The organism is Capnocytophaga cynodegmi, assembly GCF_002302475.1.
GTDB classification, from domain to species: Bacteria; Bacteroidota; Bacteroidia; order Flavobacteriales; family Flavobacteriaceae; genus Capnocytophaga; species Capnocytophaga cynodegmi.
The window spans coordinates 2575551-2591908 of the sequence record NZ_CP022378.1 but is presented as its reverse complement, the minus strand read 5'-3'; the positions used below and the strand labels follow the sequence as shown (position 1 = coordinate 2591908).

The following is a 16358-nucleotide window of genomic DNA, read 5'->3' as shown; positions in this document are numbered from 1 at the left end:
TGTCTCTTTTTAAAATCAATTTCAATAATGTTTTAATTATTTAGAAGATAAGAATATAAAAAAACGACTATTTTTAAGTAGCAATCACAACCTCAACACCTCTTTTTTCCAATTCCTCAACGAATTCTGGGTCGATAGAAGCATCTGTAATTAACATATCTATTTTTTCTACGTAACAGATAAATCCAAATCCACGTCGGTGTACTTTTGAAGCATCAGCAAGTACAATTACCTTGTCAACTCTTTCCAACATTTTTTTATTTAGATGAGCTTCTCCTGCGTTTGTTGTACTTATACCAAAATCAAGATCAATTCCTTCAATTCCTAAAAAGAGAGTTGTGCAGGAAAAGTTACTCAATGTCTCTTCAGCTAAAGCTCCTATTGTAGCAGTAGAATTTTTACGGACTTCTCCTCCTAAATGTATTGTATTGATATTATGTTTCTTACAAACATCTAAAGCAACCCGAAGTGATGGTGTAAGAACCGTAATATTTTTGTTATCAGGAAGTCTTTGTGCTAACAAATGAATCGTAGTGCCTGAAGAAAGAATAATAAAATCTCCTTCTTTAACGTAACTCAATGCCTTCGTTGCGATTTTTTGCTTTTGCTCCACATTAAGCATTTCTTTTTCTGAAACGGTTTGGTCAAAAACATATCGCATTTGTTTACTAGCTCCTCCGTGTGTACGATGAAGATAACCTTCTTGTTCCAAGAGTGTTAAATCCTTACGAATCGTTACCAAAGATACATTTAACCTCTCACTTAGTTCATTCACACTAATGTACTTAGTAGTTTCTAAAGCTTCTACTATTCTAATTTGACGTTCATTAAGGACTTTCATAACTTCTATTATTAAAAGATTAAAAAATTTTATTACTAAAAAATAAATCCGTCTTTATACAAGAAAATTGTTAAAACTCCGACGTAAAATGCAGCTTCACGTTTGGATATTTTTGTTTTACCATTTCGATAGAAAATGCCGAATCTGCTAAGAAAACACGCTGTCCGTGCTTATCACGAGCCATATATTTCTGTTTCACACGAAGGAAATCCTGAAACTCGGCATCTTTCGGATTTTCAGGTTCTTCTACCCAACAAGCCTTATGTATCGGAAAGCTCTCATAACTGCATTTCGCTCCGTATTCGTGTTCCAATCGATATTGAATAACTTCGTATTGCAATGCTCCCACAGTTCCGATAACTTTTCGTCCGTTGAAATCCAATTTGAAAAGCTGTGCCACACCTTCGTCCATTAGTTGGTCAATACCTTTTTCCAATTGCTTGGATTTTAGTGGGTCGGCATTGTTGATGTAGCGGAAATGTTCAGGAGAAAAGCTCGGAATTCCTTTAAATTGCAAGGTTTCGCCTTCTGTAAGTGTATCTCCAATTTTGAAATTCCCAGTATCGTGAAGTCCCACAATATCACCCGCATACGAAATATCAACTACTTCTTTTTTCTCTGCAAAAAAAGCATTCGGACTTGAAAATTTAAGTTTTTTTCCGTGTCGAACGTGCAAATACGGTTTGTTTCGCTCAAAAGTTCCTGAAACGATTTTAACAAACGCCAAGCGATTGCGGTGGTTCGGGTCCATATTAGCGTGAATTTTGAAAACAAATCCGCTAAACGTATTTTCATCTGGGTTTACCACACGTTTGTCACTGGCTTTGGCTCGGGGTGACGGAGCAATTTCCACAAAGCAATCCAAAAGCTCACGAACGCCAAAATTATTCAATGCCGAACCGAAAAAAACAGGCTGTTGCGTTCCGTTGAGGTAGGCTTCTCGGTCAAATGGAGGATATACTTCATACACCAATTCCAATTCGCTACGTAAGTTCTCAGCCGATTTCTCACCGATGATTTTATCCAATTCAGGGTCATTTACATTGTCAAAAGCAATGGTTTCTTCAATATTTCTTCGGCTATCGCCTGAAAATAAGTTGATATTTTTCTCCCAGATATTATAAATTCCTTTGAAATCATATCCCATTCCGATGGGAAAACTCAATGGTGTGACAGAAAGCCCCAATTTTTGTTCTACCTCGTCCAAAAGGTCGAAAGCATCTTTTCCTTCTCTATCTAACTTATTGATAAACACTATCATCGGGATATTTCGCATACGACAAACTTCCACAAGTTTTTCGGTTTGCTCTTCTACCCCTTTGGCAACGTCAATCACCACAATTACGCTATCCACAGCAGTTAAGGTTCGGAAAGTATCTTCAGCAAAATCCTTGTGACCGGGAGTGTCTAATATATTGACTTTGTAATCTTTATAATTGAAAGCCAAAACCGACGTTGCCACCGAAATACCACGCTGACGCTCAATTTCCATAAAGTCAGAAGTCGCACCTTTTTTAATTTTATTGCTTTTAACAGCTCCTGCCTCCTGAATAGCTCCACCGAAAAGTAGTAATTTTTCCGTAAGGGTAGTTTTTCCCGCATCGGGGTGGGCAATTACGCCAAAAGTTCTGCGCTTTTGTATTTCCTGAAGTATTGACATTTACAAAATTTTCTTTTTAAATCATTCTGAACGCAAAAGTAACGTATTTGATTTATTTACACAAGAACGAAGACATTTTAATCCTATTTTCAGAAACATCAAAACAAAAAATAAAATCCAAAAACCTATTTTCTGTTCTGGTATAATTTTTTACCTTTGTTCCAACTTCAAAAAATTATTTCAATGAATAGACTTATACTATCTGTCATTTTTTTATGTTATTTGAGTGCTTATGCTCAAGAAAAAAACGCGGAAAATACCATTTCTGAAAAACACACAGAGCGAGGAATGCATAATCCTTTCCGCAGAATGTATCAGGAATTTGCCTCTCCTAACCAATATCGGACAGCCTCAGGAGCTCCTGGACCTGCTTATTATCAGCAACAAGCCGATTACACAATGCAAATAGAAATTGATGACGAAAATCAAAAATTGTACGGCAAACAAACCATCACCTATCATAACAATTCTCCTGAAAGTTTAGAATATTTGTGGTTGCAATTAGACCAAAATAAGTTTGCTCCAGAATCTCCATCTAAAAAGAGGGACAACAAATTGGTAAAACCTTTATACGAACCCAAAGAATTTGTTAATACTTTTATGACACTTCCGTTTGAAGGTGGATTTAAAATAGAAAATGTAAAAGACTTTAATGGCAAACCTCTTCCCTACACTATCAACCAAACAATGATGCGTGTGGATTTGGAAAAACCATTGGCTCCAAACACAAAAATGAGTTTTTCAATGGAATGGAGTTATCAAATCAGCGATTACAAGAAATTAGGCGGACGTTCAGGTTATGAATATTTTGAAAAAGATGATAATTATCTGTACGTTATCGCTCAATTTTTCCCTCGTATGGCTATGTACAACGATGTTGAAGGTTGGCAAAATCAGCAGTTTTGGGGAAATGGAGAATTTGCTCTACCTTTTGGGAATTATGATGTTTCAATTACCGTTCCGTCCGACCACCTTGTAGAAGCTACTGGTGAATTACAAAATCGAAAAGAAGTTTTTACACCAGAAATGTTAAAACGATACGTTTTAGCAGAAAAATCTTTTGACAAACCTGTAATTATTGCCACACAACAAGAAGCTGAAACCAGAGAAAAAAGCAAAGCTAAAACAAAGAAAACGTGGCGTTTCAAAGCTCAAAATGTGCGTGATTTTGCTTTTTCTTCTTCTCGAAAATTCATCTATGATGCCATGGCTGTAAAAATCGGCACTAAAAATGTGATGGCTATTTCATTATATCCAAAAGAAAGCAATCCTCTGTGGGAAGAATTTTCTACAAAAGTTGTTGCACATACTCTAAGAACATATTCAAAATACACTTTGGATTTTCCGTATCCTAAAGCCGTTTCAATCAGTGCGGAAGACCAAGGAATGGAATACCCGATGATTTGTTGGAATCACGGACGTCCCAGTCTAAACGGATTTACGCCAATGGACGTGAAATTTGGAATGATAAGCGTAATTATTCACGAAGTGGGACACAATTTCTTTCCGATGATTGTCAATTCAGATGAACGTCAGTGGGGGTGGCTCGACGAAGGATTTAATACCTTTCTGCAATATTTAACAGAACAAGAATACGGAAAGTTATACCCGCAAGATATTGCTCCTTACAAAGCTTTTCCTTCCGAAAGAGGTTTTCCTGAACAAATTACAAACTATATGTCAGGCGCCCCTACTTATTTAGAGCCTATTATGTCTAATCCTGAAGAAATCACTCAGTTAGGAGAAAACGCATACAGCAAACCTTCGGCTGGGTTATCTATTTTGAGGGAAACTATTATGGGAGAAGAACTTTTTGATTTTGCTTTCAAAACATATGTTCAACGTTGGAAATTTAAACATCCTACTCCAGAAGATTTTTTCAGAACGATGAGCGATGCATCAGGAATAGAATTGGATTGGTTTTGGAGAACTTGGTTCTATACAACTGATTATGTAGATTTAGGAATTAAATCTGTGAAACAATACCAAGTATCAGAACAGCCAAGTGAAGCGGTTAAAGAAATGCTGAAAGAAAAAAATATAAAAGTCAGTAATTTAATTCCCTTGGTGCATATGGTTTCAAAAGAAGACTCGGCTTATAAGACAGAAAATTCAGAAAAAAGTGTAATTGAATTATCTACACCATTGAGTGATTATATTGCCGATAACCGCAGTCTGGAAGAACAAGCCGTATCACCACAACCTAACTATTTCTACGAAGTTACCTTTGAAAAGCTCGGTGGAGTACCAATGCCAATTCTGTTAGAAATAAACTATCAGGATAATACCTCTGAAATGATGAAATTCCCTGTACAAGTTTGGCGATTAAATAATAAAGAATTCACATACGTGATAACTTCCAATGAGCCTATAAAATCTTTCACGATTGACCCTCAAAAGGCTACAGCGGACATCAATAAAGAAAACAATACTTTCATTATCAAAGACTAATATAACAACAAACAATCATTACTATTCCAAATAAAAACATTCAGAAAATGAAAAAAATACTTTTAGCAAGTACCTCAACCATTTATGGCGGAACTTATCTTTCTTATTTACAAGAAGAATTAGCTCGTTTTTTTGAAGGAATTGATGAAATTATATTTATTCCGTATGCTAGACCAAGTGGAATTTCGCACGATGAATACACTGAAATTGCTCAGAAAGGTTTTTCTTCCGTAGGGAAAAAAATCATAGGTTTACATTCATTTGAAAATCCGGAAAAAGCTCTTAGAGAGGCAAAAGCCATATTCACAGGAGGTGGAAATACTTTCTTACTTGTAACAAAACTTTATGAGCTAAACCTAATGAATACACTTCGTGAGGTAGTTGAAAACGGAACGCCCTATATGGGAACAAGTGCAGGAAGTAACATTGCAGGACAAACGATGCAAACCACCAATGATATGCCTATTATTTATCCTCCCAGCTTTAAAACACTTGGGCTTGTGCCTTTCAATCTAAATCCACATTATCTTGACCCTGACCCAAATAGTAAACATAAAGGCGAAACCCGCGAAACTCGTATTAAAGAATTTCATAAACTCAACGATATTCCGGTCGTAGGACTTCGGGAAGGAAGCTGGATTTGTGTTGAAAATAATAAAATAATTTTGAAAGGTAACTTAACTGCACGAATATTCTTAAAAAATCAAGAACCTAAAGAAGTTACCGAACTGGATTTTTAAATTTATACATCAGTTTTGAAAATATAAAAAGCTCAATAAAAAGAATAAAAATTCAATTTATTGAGCTTTTTCTTTCAATCAAAATCCCTTTTTCACGATTTGTAATATCTTCTTAAAAAATATCAGTACTTCCCTTCCCTTCACGTACTATCACAGGTTCGCTACCCGAAAGGTCAATCACAGTTGAAGCCATATTGTCGCCATATCCTCCATCAATTACAATATCAACCTTATTTTGCCACTTTTCAAATATAAGTTCGGGGTCGGTAGTGTATTCAATCACGTCATCTTCATCACGTATGGAGGTAGATACTATCGGGTTACCCAATCGTTCAACAATAATACGGGCGATATTATTATCTGGAATACGGATGCCTACCGTTTTTTTCTTTTTAAAAGCCGAAGGCAGATTGTTATTTCCCGGCAGAATGAATGTATAAGGACCTGGTAAGGCTCTTTTTAAAATCTTAAATGTACTTGTATCAATCTGTTTGACATAATCTGAAAGGTTACTCAAATCAGGACAAATAAACGAAAAATTAGCTTTTTCCAATTTAATTCCTTTTATTTTCGCTATCCTTTCCAAAGCCTTTGTATTGGTAATATCACAACCCAAGCCGTACACTGTATCTGTCGGATAAATCACTAAACCACCACTACGAAGCACCTGCACTACTTTTGCAATTTCTCTTTCGTTGGGATTTTCATTATAAATTTTTATAAAATCTGCCATAATTCCGTTGTTTTTGTTGTTTTTTACTTTGTATTTAAGTTAGCTTTTACCAGAAGCCAAAAGTACTAAAAAAGTTATTTGTTTTACAATTTAGAGTTTAATTTCTTTTGAAATTTTGAGATATAATAAGCATTTTTTTATAAGGCTTCGACTTCGCTCAGCCTGACAAAGAATGTTTTTATTCTCATACAAAAAGGGGAAAGTTTAATTCTGATAGAAAAAGAAAAATTCCAAGTGGTAGAAACTTTAATCTGGTAGAAAAAGAAAAATTCCAAGTGGTAGAAACTTTAATCTGGTAGAAAAAGAAAAATTCCAAGTGGTAGAAGCTTTAATCTGGTAGAAAAAGAAAAATTCTATGTGGTAGAAGCTTTAATCTGGCAGAAAAAGAAAAATTCTAAATGGTAGAAGCTTTAATCTGGTAGAAAAAGAAAAATTCCAAGTGGTAGAAACTTTAATCTGGTAGAAAAAGAAAAATTCCAAGTGGTAGAAACTTTAATCTGGCAGAAAGAACCAAAATCAAAAATCAAAAAAAATTTTTATTAAGTGTTTTAATAAATCATCAAATCTATTCAGTTTAATATAATTAGTTTTCATTCTTATAAAAAAATTGAAAGGTTTGCTCAATCAGAACAAACCTTCCCATACATAAAGATACGAATAAAACAATTATTTTATTTGAGTTTTTTATCAAGAACGCGATTCATAAAATCTTGCATAAAGGCTTTAAGGTCGGTAATGCCTTTTTCAATTTCCTGATTATTTGTTGTTTTTTGCAAGTTGTTTTTCAGGTCTAAATCAGTTTTATCATAAACTCCGATGATATTTCCTTTTATGTCAGAAACGTAAATATAATTTCCTTGCATTAATTGATAAAAATTTCGGTTAGTAACATACGCCCGATGAGGTTCATTTTTATCTGAAAACAAGCTTCTTCCCCACGAACGAAATGGTTTTTCATAGCCAATTAAGTCTACTAGTGTAGGAAAAATATCTATCTGTTGTGCTAATTCATCTGAATTTCCTTGCGGAATTAAGTTTGGATTCGGGCTATAAAAAATAATCGGAATGTTGTAATAGGCAATTTTCTGTTTGTAATAATCGTAAAAAGCTGTTGCGGGGTGGTCAGCTACGAAAGCAAAGATTGTGTTTGCAAACCATTTTTCTTTCTTAGCACTTTCAAAAAATTTCTTTATGGAATAATCTGCGTAGGCAACAGCGTTATGCATCGGAATATCTCCTTTATTAAACCGAGTTTCGTACACTTTCGGAAAAGTATAAGGTTCGTGCGAGGAAAGTGTGAATATTGTTGCCAAAAAAGGAGATTGCATTTTGCTTATTTCCTTTTGACTGAATTGCAAAAAAGGCTCATCGTGTATTCCCCAGCTTCCATTATGTTGGCTATCATCGTTAAATTCTGTTCGCCCAAAATAACTTTCAAACCCGATTTGTTTGGTAAATCCGTCAAAACCCATTGAACCATTAGTAGCTCCGTGAAAAAAAGCGGTTTTATATCCTAACTCGCTGTATATATTAGCAATTGAAGCAATTTCTTGTTGAGAATATGGCGAGAAAGCCAGAGCAATCTCAAAAGTAGGAATTCCTGCTGTAACTGCCGAAATACCTTCCATAGAACGACTTGCATTAGCATATACATTGGAAAAATAAAAGCCGTTTTGTGCCAAAGAATCCAAAAAAGGGGTGTATGATTTAAAGTCTGGAATATTTCTATTTTTGTTAAATGTATTAAAATACTCGGCTCCCATTCCCTCCAAAATAAATAACACCACATTAGGTTTGTTTTCTACCTTTCTGCTATATTGTTTGATAGGTTGGATATTTTTTTCAATATAATCTTCTGAAACAAAATTGTATTTTCGGAAAGTATCATTTTTGCCCAATGTTCTGAGCAAACAAAAAGGCGTGTTTAGTATCAAATTAACTTGTGAAAGGTCGTTGGCGTATCTGTTTGCATCGGTAATTGTTATCGGAATAGTTCCCTTTTTGAAAGGCATTCCTCGTATTCCCAGCAAGAATAAAGGTGTTAAAAGTGCCATAACAACTACAGAAAGCCCAAAATAAATCAACTTGTTTTTAACCTGAAATATATTGATTTTTACCTTTCTGTACAGAAAAATCCAAAATACTACTAATAGAATAAAAGCTACAAATACCAGCCAATGCCTTGTTAAAAATCCGAAAAGAAGTGTGAACTTATTTTCTTCATTCGCAGCCAAATTCCAAGCACTTAACGTAAGACGAGAACGATTATATTCAAAGAAAACAATATCTATGAAATTGAGTAAATACGCAGGAATATTGGTCAGAAAATATATCCAAAAAACTACTTTTTGATAACCACTGAAAGTATTTATCCAAAGCGGCAACAAACTAACTAAAATAAAAAGTAGATTTACGTAAATAATTGCTGATGAATCAAATAACAAACCATAAAAAGCCAGTCTGAAAAATTCAGAAATACTTTCTACTGAAATTACATCTTTGTTAAAAACATAAAACAAAGTTCTAGCAAAGAAATAAAACAGATAAACTAAAAAAAGTCTGTAAAACAAAACTTTATATTCTCCAAACCGAATGTTTTTCATAAAGTGATTGATTAAATTGTTATTGTTTTATTCATCAAATAAAAATCTAGAATGACCATTGCAGCCATTGCCTCCACAATGGGGACTGCACGTGGTACTACACAAGGGTCGTGGCGTCCTTTTCCTTGCATTTGCACGATGTTTCCTTCTGAATCCAAAGCAGGTTGCATTTGCATAAGGGTTGCCACAGGTTTGAAAGCCACTTTAAAATAAATATCCATTCCGTTACTAATGCCTCCTTGAATTCCGCCAGAACGATTGGTTTGCGTACTTCCGTCAGGATTGAAAAGATCATTATGTTGGCTTCCACGTTGTTTAGTCCCTTCAAAACCACTGCCGTATTCAAAACCTTTCACAGCGTTGATAGAAAGCATTGCTTTACCTAACTGTGCGTGAAGTCGGTCAAAAACAGGTTCACCCAGCCCCACAGGAACATTCTGGATAACACAACTTATCGTTCCGCCTATTGTATCTCCTGCCTTTCGGATTTCTTTTATATAATTTTCCATTTTTGAAGCCATTTGCAAATCAGGACAACGAACAGGATTGGTTTCTGTTAGAGACAAATCCAATTCTGTATAATCTTTATTTACAGAAAGTTCTCCTACGGAAGAAACATAAGCCGAAAACCGAATGTCTTTCAAAACTTGTTTGGCGATAGCTCCCGCCACCACACGACAAGCCGTTTCACGAGCTGAACTTCGTCCGCCTCCACGATAATCACGATGCCCATACTTTTGTTGATAAACATAATCGGCGTGACTTGGTCGATATACTTCTTTTATATGGCTATAATCGTGTGACTTTTGATTTGTATTTTCGATAATGAAACCTATGGAAGTTCCTGTTGTTTTTCCCTCAAAAATCCCTGAAAGGAAACCTACTTCGTCAGATTCTTTGCGTTGAGTAACGATAGCCGATTGCCCAGGTTTTCGCCGATCTAATTCTTTTTGAATTGCTTCAAAATCAATGTTTATCCCTGCTGGACAGCCATCAATAATTCCGCCAAGGGCCTCCCCGTGCGATTCGCCAAAAGTAGTTAGCCTAAATATCGTTCCGAATGTATTTCCTGCCATAGTTTTGCTGTGTGAAAGTATTCTTCTTGAAGCAAAAGTAAAAAATAACACATAATTAACAATAATCTATCAAGTTATTTCTTTCTAAATCTGCTTAAATAATAAAAAAAATGGGTTTTAACTTTTTCTTAAAATAATAAACACTATTTTTGGCACGTTCATAAAATTTATTTACAGAGATTTTTGAAAAAAGAATGAGAAAAAAAATAGCTGTTATTATGGGAGGATATTCTGCTGAAGCAGAAGTATCTATAAAAAGTGGAAATGTTGTTGTACAACACCTTAACAAAGAAAAGTACGACGTTTTTCCTATCCATATTTACAAAGAAAAATGGTTTTTTGTTGATGAGCAAAATCAAGAAATTCCGATTAATAAAAATGATTTTTCGGTTGAGATAAAAGGCAAAAAAATAATTTTTGACGCTGTTTTTAATGCAATACACGGTTCACCTGGCGAAAATGGTTATTTACAGGCATATTTCAAACTAATAAATTTACCTTTAACTGGTTGCAGTATGTATGCTTCGGCTTTAACTTTTAATAAAAGGGATATGCTTTCGGTTTTAAAACCTTACGGGATACTATCTGCTCCTTCGTTTTATCTCAATAAAGGAGAAGATTTTTCAGTTTCTGAAATTATTAAAAAAGTAGGGCTTCCTTGTTTTGTAAAAGCCAATAAGTCAGGCAGTAGCTTTGGTGTTTACAAAGTGTACGAAAAGCAGAAACTATCGGAAGCTATCGAAAAAGCCTTTGAAGTAGATGATGAAATTTTGATTGAAAGTTTTCTGGAAGGAACTGAAGTTTCTGTTGGTGTAATTACTTACAAAGGAAAAATAAAAGTCCTGCCAATGACGGAAATTGTATCACATAATGATTTCTTTGATTATGAAGCGAAATATTTGGGGCAATCCGAAGAAATTACTCCCGCAAGAATTTCTGATGAAATGACTGAGAAAATCAATATTCTGGCAGAAAAAATATATCGAATACTAAAAATGAAAGGATTTAGCCGAAGTGAATTCATTATTGTTGGAGAAACTCCTTATTTGCTAGAAATGAATACTACACCAGGACTTTCTGAAGCTAGTTTATTGCCTCAACAAGCTAAAGTAGCAGGAATTTCACTTTCAGATTTATTTGAAAACGCTATCGAAGAGGCTATAAATGAATTTTAAAAATGAAAAGAGCATTATTTCCTGGTTCATTTGACCCAATTACACTTGGTCATTACGATATCATTCACAGAGCATTGGATTTATTCGATGAAATAGTAGTTGCCATTGGAGTAAATAACGACAAAAATTATATGTTTTCGGTGGAACAACGCAAAAACTTTATAGAAAAAGCTTTTGCTGATGAACCCAAAGTTAAAGTAACAACTTATCAAGGACTTACAGTGGATTTTTGCAAAGAAATCAATGCTCAATTTATTTTGAGAGGTCTTCGAAATCCAGCTGATTTTGAATTTGAAAAAGCAATTGCCCACACTAACAGAACATTATCGAAAATAGAGACCGTTTTCTTGCTTACTGCTGCAAGTACATCATTCATTTCATCATCTATCGTGCGTGATGTAATTCGGAATAACGGAGATTACACCGTTCTTGTTCCCGAAAGTGTGAAAATTGAATTATAACATACTTTTTTAGCTTCCAAAAGCTAACATAATGCAAATATACTATTACCTACCATTCAAAAAGAGAAAAAATCTTAAATTAAAATAAAAATTATGTGCGGAATCGTAGGTTATTTAGGCAGCCGAGCTGCTTTTCCCGTTGTAATTGACGGATTGAAGCGATTGGAATATCGCGGTTATGATAGTGCAGGATTCATTCTGAACTCCGAAAAATTTTTAAATGTAAAAACCAAAGGAAAAGTTTCCGATCTGGAAACCAAAGCAGGAAACGAAGTTCCCAAATTTGGTTGTGGTATGGGACATACTCGATGGGCTACACACGGAGTTCCAAATGATGTAAACTCACATCCTCATTTGTCAAGTTCAGGAAAACTTGCCATTGTTCATAACGGAATTATCGAAAATTATGACAGCATCAAACAACAACTAATTCAGGAAGGATTTACCTTTCAATCGGATACTGACACTGAAGTATTAGTAAATTTTATTGAATATTTTAAAGAAAAAGAAAACTTATCTTTAGAAAGTGCTGTTCGTCACGCCCTCAATGAAGTGGTTGGAGCGTATGCCATTGCCGTTATGGAAGAAGGTCGTCCTGAGGAAATTGTAGTAGCTCGATTAGGAAGTCCACTTGTGATTGGTATTGGTAAAGATGAATTTTTTATCGCTTCAGATGCTTCTCCTTTCATTGAATTTACAAAAAATGCTCTTTATTTGGAAGATGGCGAAATGGCTACTATTCGATTAGGAAAACCATTAAATGTTCGCAATATTATTAGTAATGAGAGTGTTACTCCACTTATGCAAGAACTAAAAATCAGTTTGGAAGCTATTGAAAAAGGTGGTTATGACCATTTTATGCTAAAAGAAATTTACGAACAACCCAAATCCATACAAGATACAATGCGAGGCAGATTGTTAGATGATTATACAACCAAATTGTCTGGTATTGATAATCATATTGATACATTCTTAAATGCCAAACGAATTGTTATTGTAGCTTGTGGAACTTCTTGGCACGCAGGACTTGTAGGAGAATATTTATTTGAAGAATTTGCCCGAATTCCTGTTGAAGTAGAGTATGCATCAGAATTCCGTTATCGTAATCCAATTATTCATAAAGATGATATTGTCATAGCTATCTCACAATCAGGAGAGACAGCTGACACACTGGCAGCCTTAAAATTAGCAAAAGAACAAGGAGCTTTCATTTATGGAATATGCAATGTGGTAGGCTCATCTATCGCTCGAATCACAGATTCAGGAACTTACACACACGCAGGTCCCGAAATTGGTGTTGCATCAACAAAAGCATTTACCACACAATTAACTGTACTAACTCTGATGGCTTTACATTTAGGATACAAAAAAGGAACTATCAACAAAGCAATTTACAGAGAATTGGCAGAAAATTTGGCTAACATACCTAATCTGGTTGAAAAAACACTCAAAAATACGCATCAAACAGCTATTGAAGTTGCTGATATTTATAAAAACGCTTCAAATTGTTTATATTTGGGTAGAGGATTTAATTTTCCTACAGCTTTGGAAGGAGCTTTGAAACTAAAAGAAATTTCATACATTCACGCAGAAGGATATCCTGCAGCAGAAATGAAACACGGACCTATCGCCTTGATTGATGAAAATATGCCTGTAATTTTCATAGCACCACTCAAAGGTCATTATGATAAGATTGTCTCTAACGCTCAGGAAATCAAATCCCGAAAGGGAAAAATTATAGCAATTGTAACTGAAGGAGATACACAAATGGCGTCGATTGCCGACCACGTAATCGAAATTCCAGAAGTAAGTGAAGCTCTGTCTCCAATTCTGGCTTCAGTACCATTGCAATTACTGTCGTACTATATTGCCATAAAACGAGGTTGCAATGTTGACCAACCAAGAAATTTGGCTAAGTCAGTAACCGTTGAATAATCAAAAAATTAACACAAAGAATCAACAATTTCGATATTTTCTTAATTGTTGGTTCTTTTCTTTTTATAAATACTACATATGAAAGAAAAAAAATTACGTTTTCACAAGCGAATTGCCACTGCATTATTTCTATTTATGACTTTAATGTATATTGCAATGGTAATTCTGCAAAAAAAGGCTCCCGAATGGTCTTTTGTAGGTTATATCAAGGCTTTTTCTGAAGCAGCTATGGTTGGTGCTTTGGCAGATTGGTTTGCTGTTACTGCCCTTTTTCACAAACCTTTGGGACTTCCAATTTCACACACAAATTTGATTGAAAATAGAAAAAAAGATATTGGGGATAATTTGGGAAATTTTGTGGTAGAAAATTTTTTAAAAGCAGAAAATATCCGACCATATGTGGAGAGCATCAATGTTTCTTCTTTCATTGTTAAATACTTAAATAAAGAAAAGAATATCAATATATTAATAAATGAAATTAAAGTAAAACTTGAAGAAATAATAGAAAATACGAATGATAAAAAAATTACAAATTTTATTACAGAAAAATCTAAACTATTACTTCAAGAAATAGAGTTAAACACATTAATAAGTAACGCATTAGAATATTTACTAAAAGAAAAAGAACATCAAAAAATACTTGATTTTATTTTTCTGAAAATACAATCTTACATTTTAGAAAATAAGAACTTAATTCACAAAAAAATTTCACAAGAAAGTGCTTTTTTTATTCCCGATTTTATCGACAAGATTTTAGCTGACAAAATTACTGCGGGATTAGCAAATTATATGGGAGAAGCAGCTGAAAATGAAGAACATTCTATTCGAAAAGAAATAGAAAATCAACTACTTTTACTTAAAGAAGACTTAAAAAATGAGCCTCACTGGAAACAAAAATTAGAAAAGCTAAAAGATAATTTATTACAATCTGAAAATATTGAAAAATACGCTGAAAGTATTTGGGTATACATTAAAAACTTCCTGAAAGAAGACCTATCAAAACCATTAAATGATTCTATTTTAAAAAGTTATTTAAAAAAATCAATTCTAAATTTTACAAGTCAACTTCAAACCGATAAACAACTTCAAAATCGCCTAGATGGATGGAGCCAAAAAACAATCTACCAGTTTATTTTAAAAAATAGAAATGAAGCAGGATTACTTATAAGTCAGACTGTTGGAAATTGGAAAGGACGAGAATTAAGCGAAAAATTAGAACTTGAAGTAGGTAAAGATTTGCAATTTATTCGTATTAACGGAACATTAGTTGGTGGTTTAGTTGGGCTTATCATCTACATCATCACTCAATTTTTCTGATTTTAGCATTAAATTTCTTCTTTCAATTTCAAAAAATCATTTTATTTTTGCAGCAATTTTTTAAAAAACTTGAAAAGCTCAAATGAAACATAAGAAACATATTGTTATTGTTGGAGGTGGTTTTGCTGGATTGCAACTTATTAAAGAATTAAATCATTCTGATGAATTTCGTGTTACTTTGGTGGATATGAATAATTACAATTTTTTTCCACCTTTACTTTATCAGGTTGCGGCAGGTTTTATGGAGCCTTCTGCTATTTCGTATCCCTTTCGAAAAATTCTCCGTTCATATAGAAATACAAATTTCAGAATGGGAGAGCTAAAGGAAGTCATTCCGTCTGAAAACAAACTGATACTCAGTAATGGAGAAATGTTTTACGATATTTTGGTAATGGCGACAGGAGCCGAAACCAATTTCTTTGGAAATCAAAATGTAGCACAAAAAGCAATGCCAATGAAAACAATTAGTGATGCTTTGATGTTGCGAAATTTGGTGTACACAAGGCTTGAAAGAGCTACTCGCACTGAGGATAAAGAACAACGAAAAAAATTGCTTTCTTTTGCCATCGCAGGTGCTGGACCAACAGGAGTTGAACTTTCGGGGATTTTTGCAGAAATGAAACACTACATTTTGGAAAAGGACTATCCAGAACTTGCAAAAGAGGATTTAGGAGATATTTTCTTAATTGACGGACAAAAAACAGTACTTGCCCCAATGTCAGAAAAATCTCAAAAATATACTGAAAAATCTTTACTAAAAATGGGAGTAAAACTCAAACTCAACGTTTTTGTAAAAGATTTCGTAAACGATGAAGTGCATTTGTCTGACGGAACAATTTTAGATGCAAGAAATCTCATTTGGGCAGCAGGAGTTTCCGCTAAATCATTCAAAGGCATTGACAATGAATATTTTTTAGGCAGAGGAAAGAGAATGAAAACAGACGCCTTTAACAAAATGGAAGAGTTTGACAACATTTATGCTATAGGTGATTCTTGTATTATGACTGCTGATTCTAACTTTCCAGAAGGTCATCCGCAATTGGCTCAAGTTGCTATACAACAAGCACGAAATTTGGGTAAGAACCTGACTAATAATTTTATAAATCCAACACCTTTTTCATATACCGACAAAGGTTCTATGGCTATCATCGGGCGTAATAAAGCGGTTGCGGATATTCCTAAAAAAATATTTCTGAAAGGATTTTTCGCTTGGTTTATCTGGGTTTTTGTACACATTATGTCACTTGTAACATTCCGAAATAGATTACGAGCCTTTTACAATTGGTTAGGATATTACATAAGCAAAGACCAATCTTATCGAATGGTACTAAAACCGAGTGATAAAGACAAGAACTAATGATTTACA

Annotated in this window: 12 protein-coding genes; 7 read left to right on the top strand and 5 right to left on the bottom strand. The window is 34.2% G+C overall.

The genetic code is table 11. The features are described 5' to 3' along the window. Nucleotides 1–73: 73 nt before the first annotated feature. Entirely contained in the window at nucleotides 74–841 is a 768-nt protein-coding gene (locus tag CGC48_RS11455; protein WP_018279774.1) for a DeoR/GlpR family DNA-binding transcription regulator, read from the bottom strand. Between the two features lie 70 nt (nucleotides 842–911). After that, nucleotides 912–2501 (bottom strand): peptide chain release factor 3, encoded by a 1590-nt coding sequence (locus CGC48_RS11450; protein WP_013997101.1) that lies wholly within the window; start codon nucleotides 2499–2501, stop codon nucleotides 912–914. Between the two features lie 183 nt (nucleotides 2502–2684). On the opposite strand from CGC48_RS11450, the gene CGC48_RS11445 reads away from it, so the two are divergent. Then, nucleotides 2685–4952 (top strand): M1 family metallopeptidase, encoded by a 2268-nt coding sequence (locus CGC48_RS11445; RefSeq protein ID WP_098029672.1) that lies wholly within the window; start codon nucleotides 2685–2687, stop codon nucleotides 4950–4952. 47 nt (nucleotides 4953–4999) lie between these two features. Beyond that, complete coding sequence (pepE, locus tag CGC48_RS11440; protein ID WP_098029671.1) at nucleotides 5000–5692, top strand: dipeptidase PepE; 693 nt, start codon at nucleotides 5000–5002, stop codon at nucleotides 5690–5692. Between the two features lie 112 nt (nucleotides 5693–5804). Here pepE and CGC48_RS11435 read toward each other — a convergent pair whose 3' ends face one another. The 3 genes from CGC48_RS11435 to aroC all read right to left on the bottom strand — a co-directional run bounded on the left by CGC48_RS11435 (nucleotide 5805) and on the right by aroC (nucleotide 10104). Then, entirely contained in the window at nucleotides 5805–6425 is a 621-nt protein-coding gene (locus CGC48_RS11435; protein WP_098029670.1) for an L-threonylcarbamoyladenylate synthase, read from the bottom strand. 671 nt (nucleotides 6426–7096) lie between these two features. Further along, a complete protein-coding gene (locus CGC48_RS11430; RefSeq protein WP_098029669.1) occupies nucleotides 7097–9028 on the bottom strand; it encodes an LTA synthase family protein in 1932 nt (643 codons plus the stop codon). Between the two features lie 11 nt (nucleotides 9029–9039). Then, entirely contained in the window at nucleotides 9040–10104 is a 1065-nt protein-coding gene (gene aroC, locus CGC48_RS11425) for a chorismate synthase (protein ID WP_098029668.1), read from the bottom strand. Between the two features lie 194 nt (nucleotides 10105–10298). Between aroC and CGC48_RS11420 the strand changes: the two genes are divergently transcribed. The 5 genes from CGC48_RS11420 to CGC48_RS11400 all read left to right on the top strand — a co-directional run bounded on the left by CGC48_RS11420 (nucleotide 10299) and on the right by CGC48_RS11400 (nucleotide 16349). Further along, nucleotides 10299–11279, top strand: a complete 981-nt coding sequence (locus CGC48_RS11420) for a D-alanine--D-alanine ligase (protein WP_098029667.1) — start codon at nucleotides 10299–10301, stop codon at nucleotides 11277–11279. Between the two features lie 2 nt (nucleotides 11280–11281). After that, nucleotides 11282–11740, top strand: a complete 459-nt coding sequence (gene coaD, locus CGC48_RS11415; protein WP_098029666.1) for a pantetheine-phosphate adenylyltransferase — start codon at nucleotides 11282–11284, stop codon at nucleotides 11738–11740. Between the two features lie 93 nt (nucleotides 11741–11833). Further along, nucleotides 11834–13675 carry a glutamine--fructose-6-phosphate transaminase (isomerizing) gene (gene glmS / locus CGC48_RS11410; protein ID WP_098029665.1) on the top strand — a complete coding sequence of 614 codons (1842 nt, stop codon included), beginning with the start codon at nucleotides 11834–11836 and terminating at the stop codon, nucleotides 13673–13675. Nucleotides 13676–13753: 78 nt separating this feature from the next. Beyond that, nucleotides 13754–14992 carry a DUF445 domain-containing protein gene (locus CGC48_RS11405; RefSeq protein ID WP_098029664.1) on the top strand — a complete coding sequence of 413 codons (1239 nt, stop codon included), beginning with the start codon at nucleotides 13754–13756 and terminating at the stop codon, nucleotides 14990–14992. An 82-nt stretch (nucleotides 14993–15074) separates the two neighbouring features. Further along, a complete protein-coding gene (locus CGC48_RS11400) occupies nucleotides 15075–16349 on the top strand; it encodes an NAD(P)/FAD-dependent oxidoreductase (RefSeq protein ID WP_098029663.1) in 1275 nt (424 codons plus the stop codon). Nucleotides 16350–16358 lie beyond the last annotated feature (9 nt).

Excerpts from the sequence above, each read along its gene's own strand:
- CGC48_RS11420 (WP_098029667.1), top strand. The coding sequence starts at position 10,299 with ATGAGAAAAAAAATAGCTGTTATTATGGGAGGATATTCTGCTGAAGCA.
- CGC48_RS11445 (WP_098029672.1), top strand. The coding sequence starts at position 2,685 with ATGAATAGACTTATACTATCTGTCATTTTTTTATGTTATTTGAGTGCT.
- aroC (WP_098029668.1), bottom strand. The coding sequence starts at position 10,104 with ATGGCAGGAAATACATTCGGAACGATATTTAGGCTAACTACTTTTGGC.
- glmS (WP_098029665.1), top strand. The coding sequence starts at position 11,834 with ATGTGCGGAATCGTAGGTTATTTAGGCAGCCGAGCTGCTTTTCCCGTT.
- CGC48_RS11450 (WP_013997101.1), bottom strand. The coding sequence starts at position 2,501 with ATGTCAATACTTCAGGAAATACAAAAGCGCAGAACTTTTGGCGTAATT.
- coaD (WP_098029666.1), top strand. The coding sequence starts at position 11,282 with ATGAAAAGAGCATTATTTCCTGGTTCATTTGACCCAATTACACTTGGT.
- CGC48_RS11435 (WP_098029670.1), bottom strand. The coding sequence starts at position 6,425 with ATGGCAGATTTTATAAAAATTTATAATGAAAATCCCAACGAAAGAGAA.
- CGC48_RS11405 (WP_098029664.1), top strand. The coding sequence starts at position 13,754 with ATGAAAGAAAAAAAATTACGTTTTCACAAGCGAATTGCCACTGCATTA.
- CGC48_RS11400 (WP_098029663.1), top strand. The coding sequence starts at position 15,075 with ATGAAACATAAGAAACATATTGTTATTGTTGGAGGTGGTTTTGCTGGA.
- pepE (WP_098029671.1), top strand. The coding sequence starts at position 5,000 with ATGAAAAAAATACTTTTAGCAAGTACCTCAACCATTTATGGCGGAACT.
- CGC48_RS11430 (WP_098029669.1), bottom strand. The coding sequence starts at position 9,028 with ATGAAAAACATTCGGTTTGGAGAATATAAAGTTTTGTTTTACAGACTT.
- CGC48_RS11455 (WP_018279774.1), bottom strand. The coding sequence starts at position 841 with ATGAAAGTCCTTAATGAACGTCAAATTAGAATAGTAGAAGCTTTAGAA.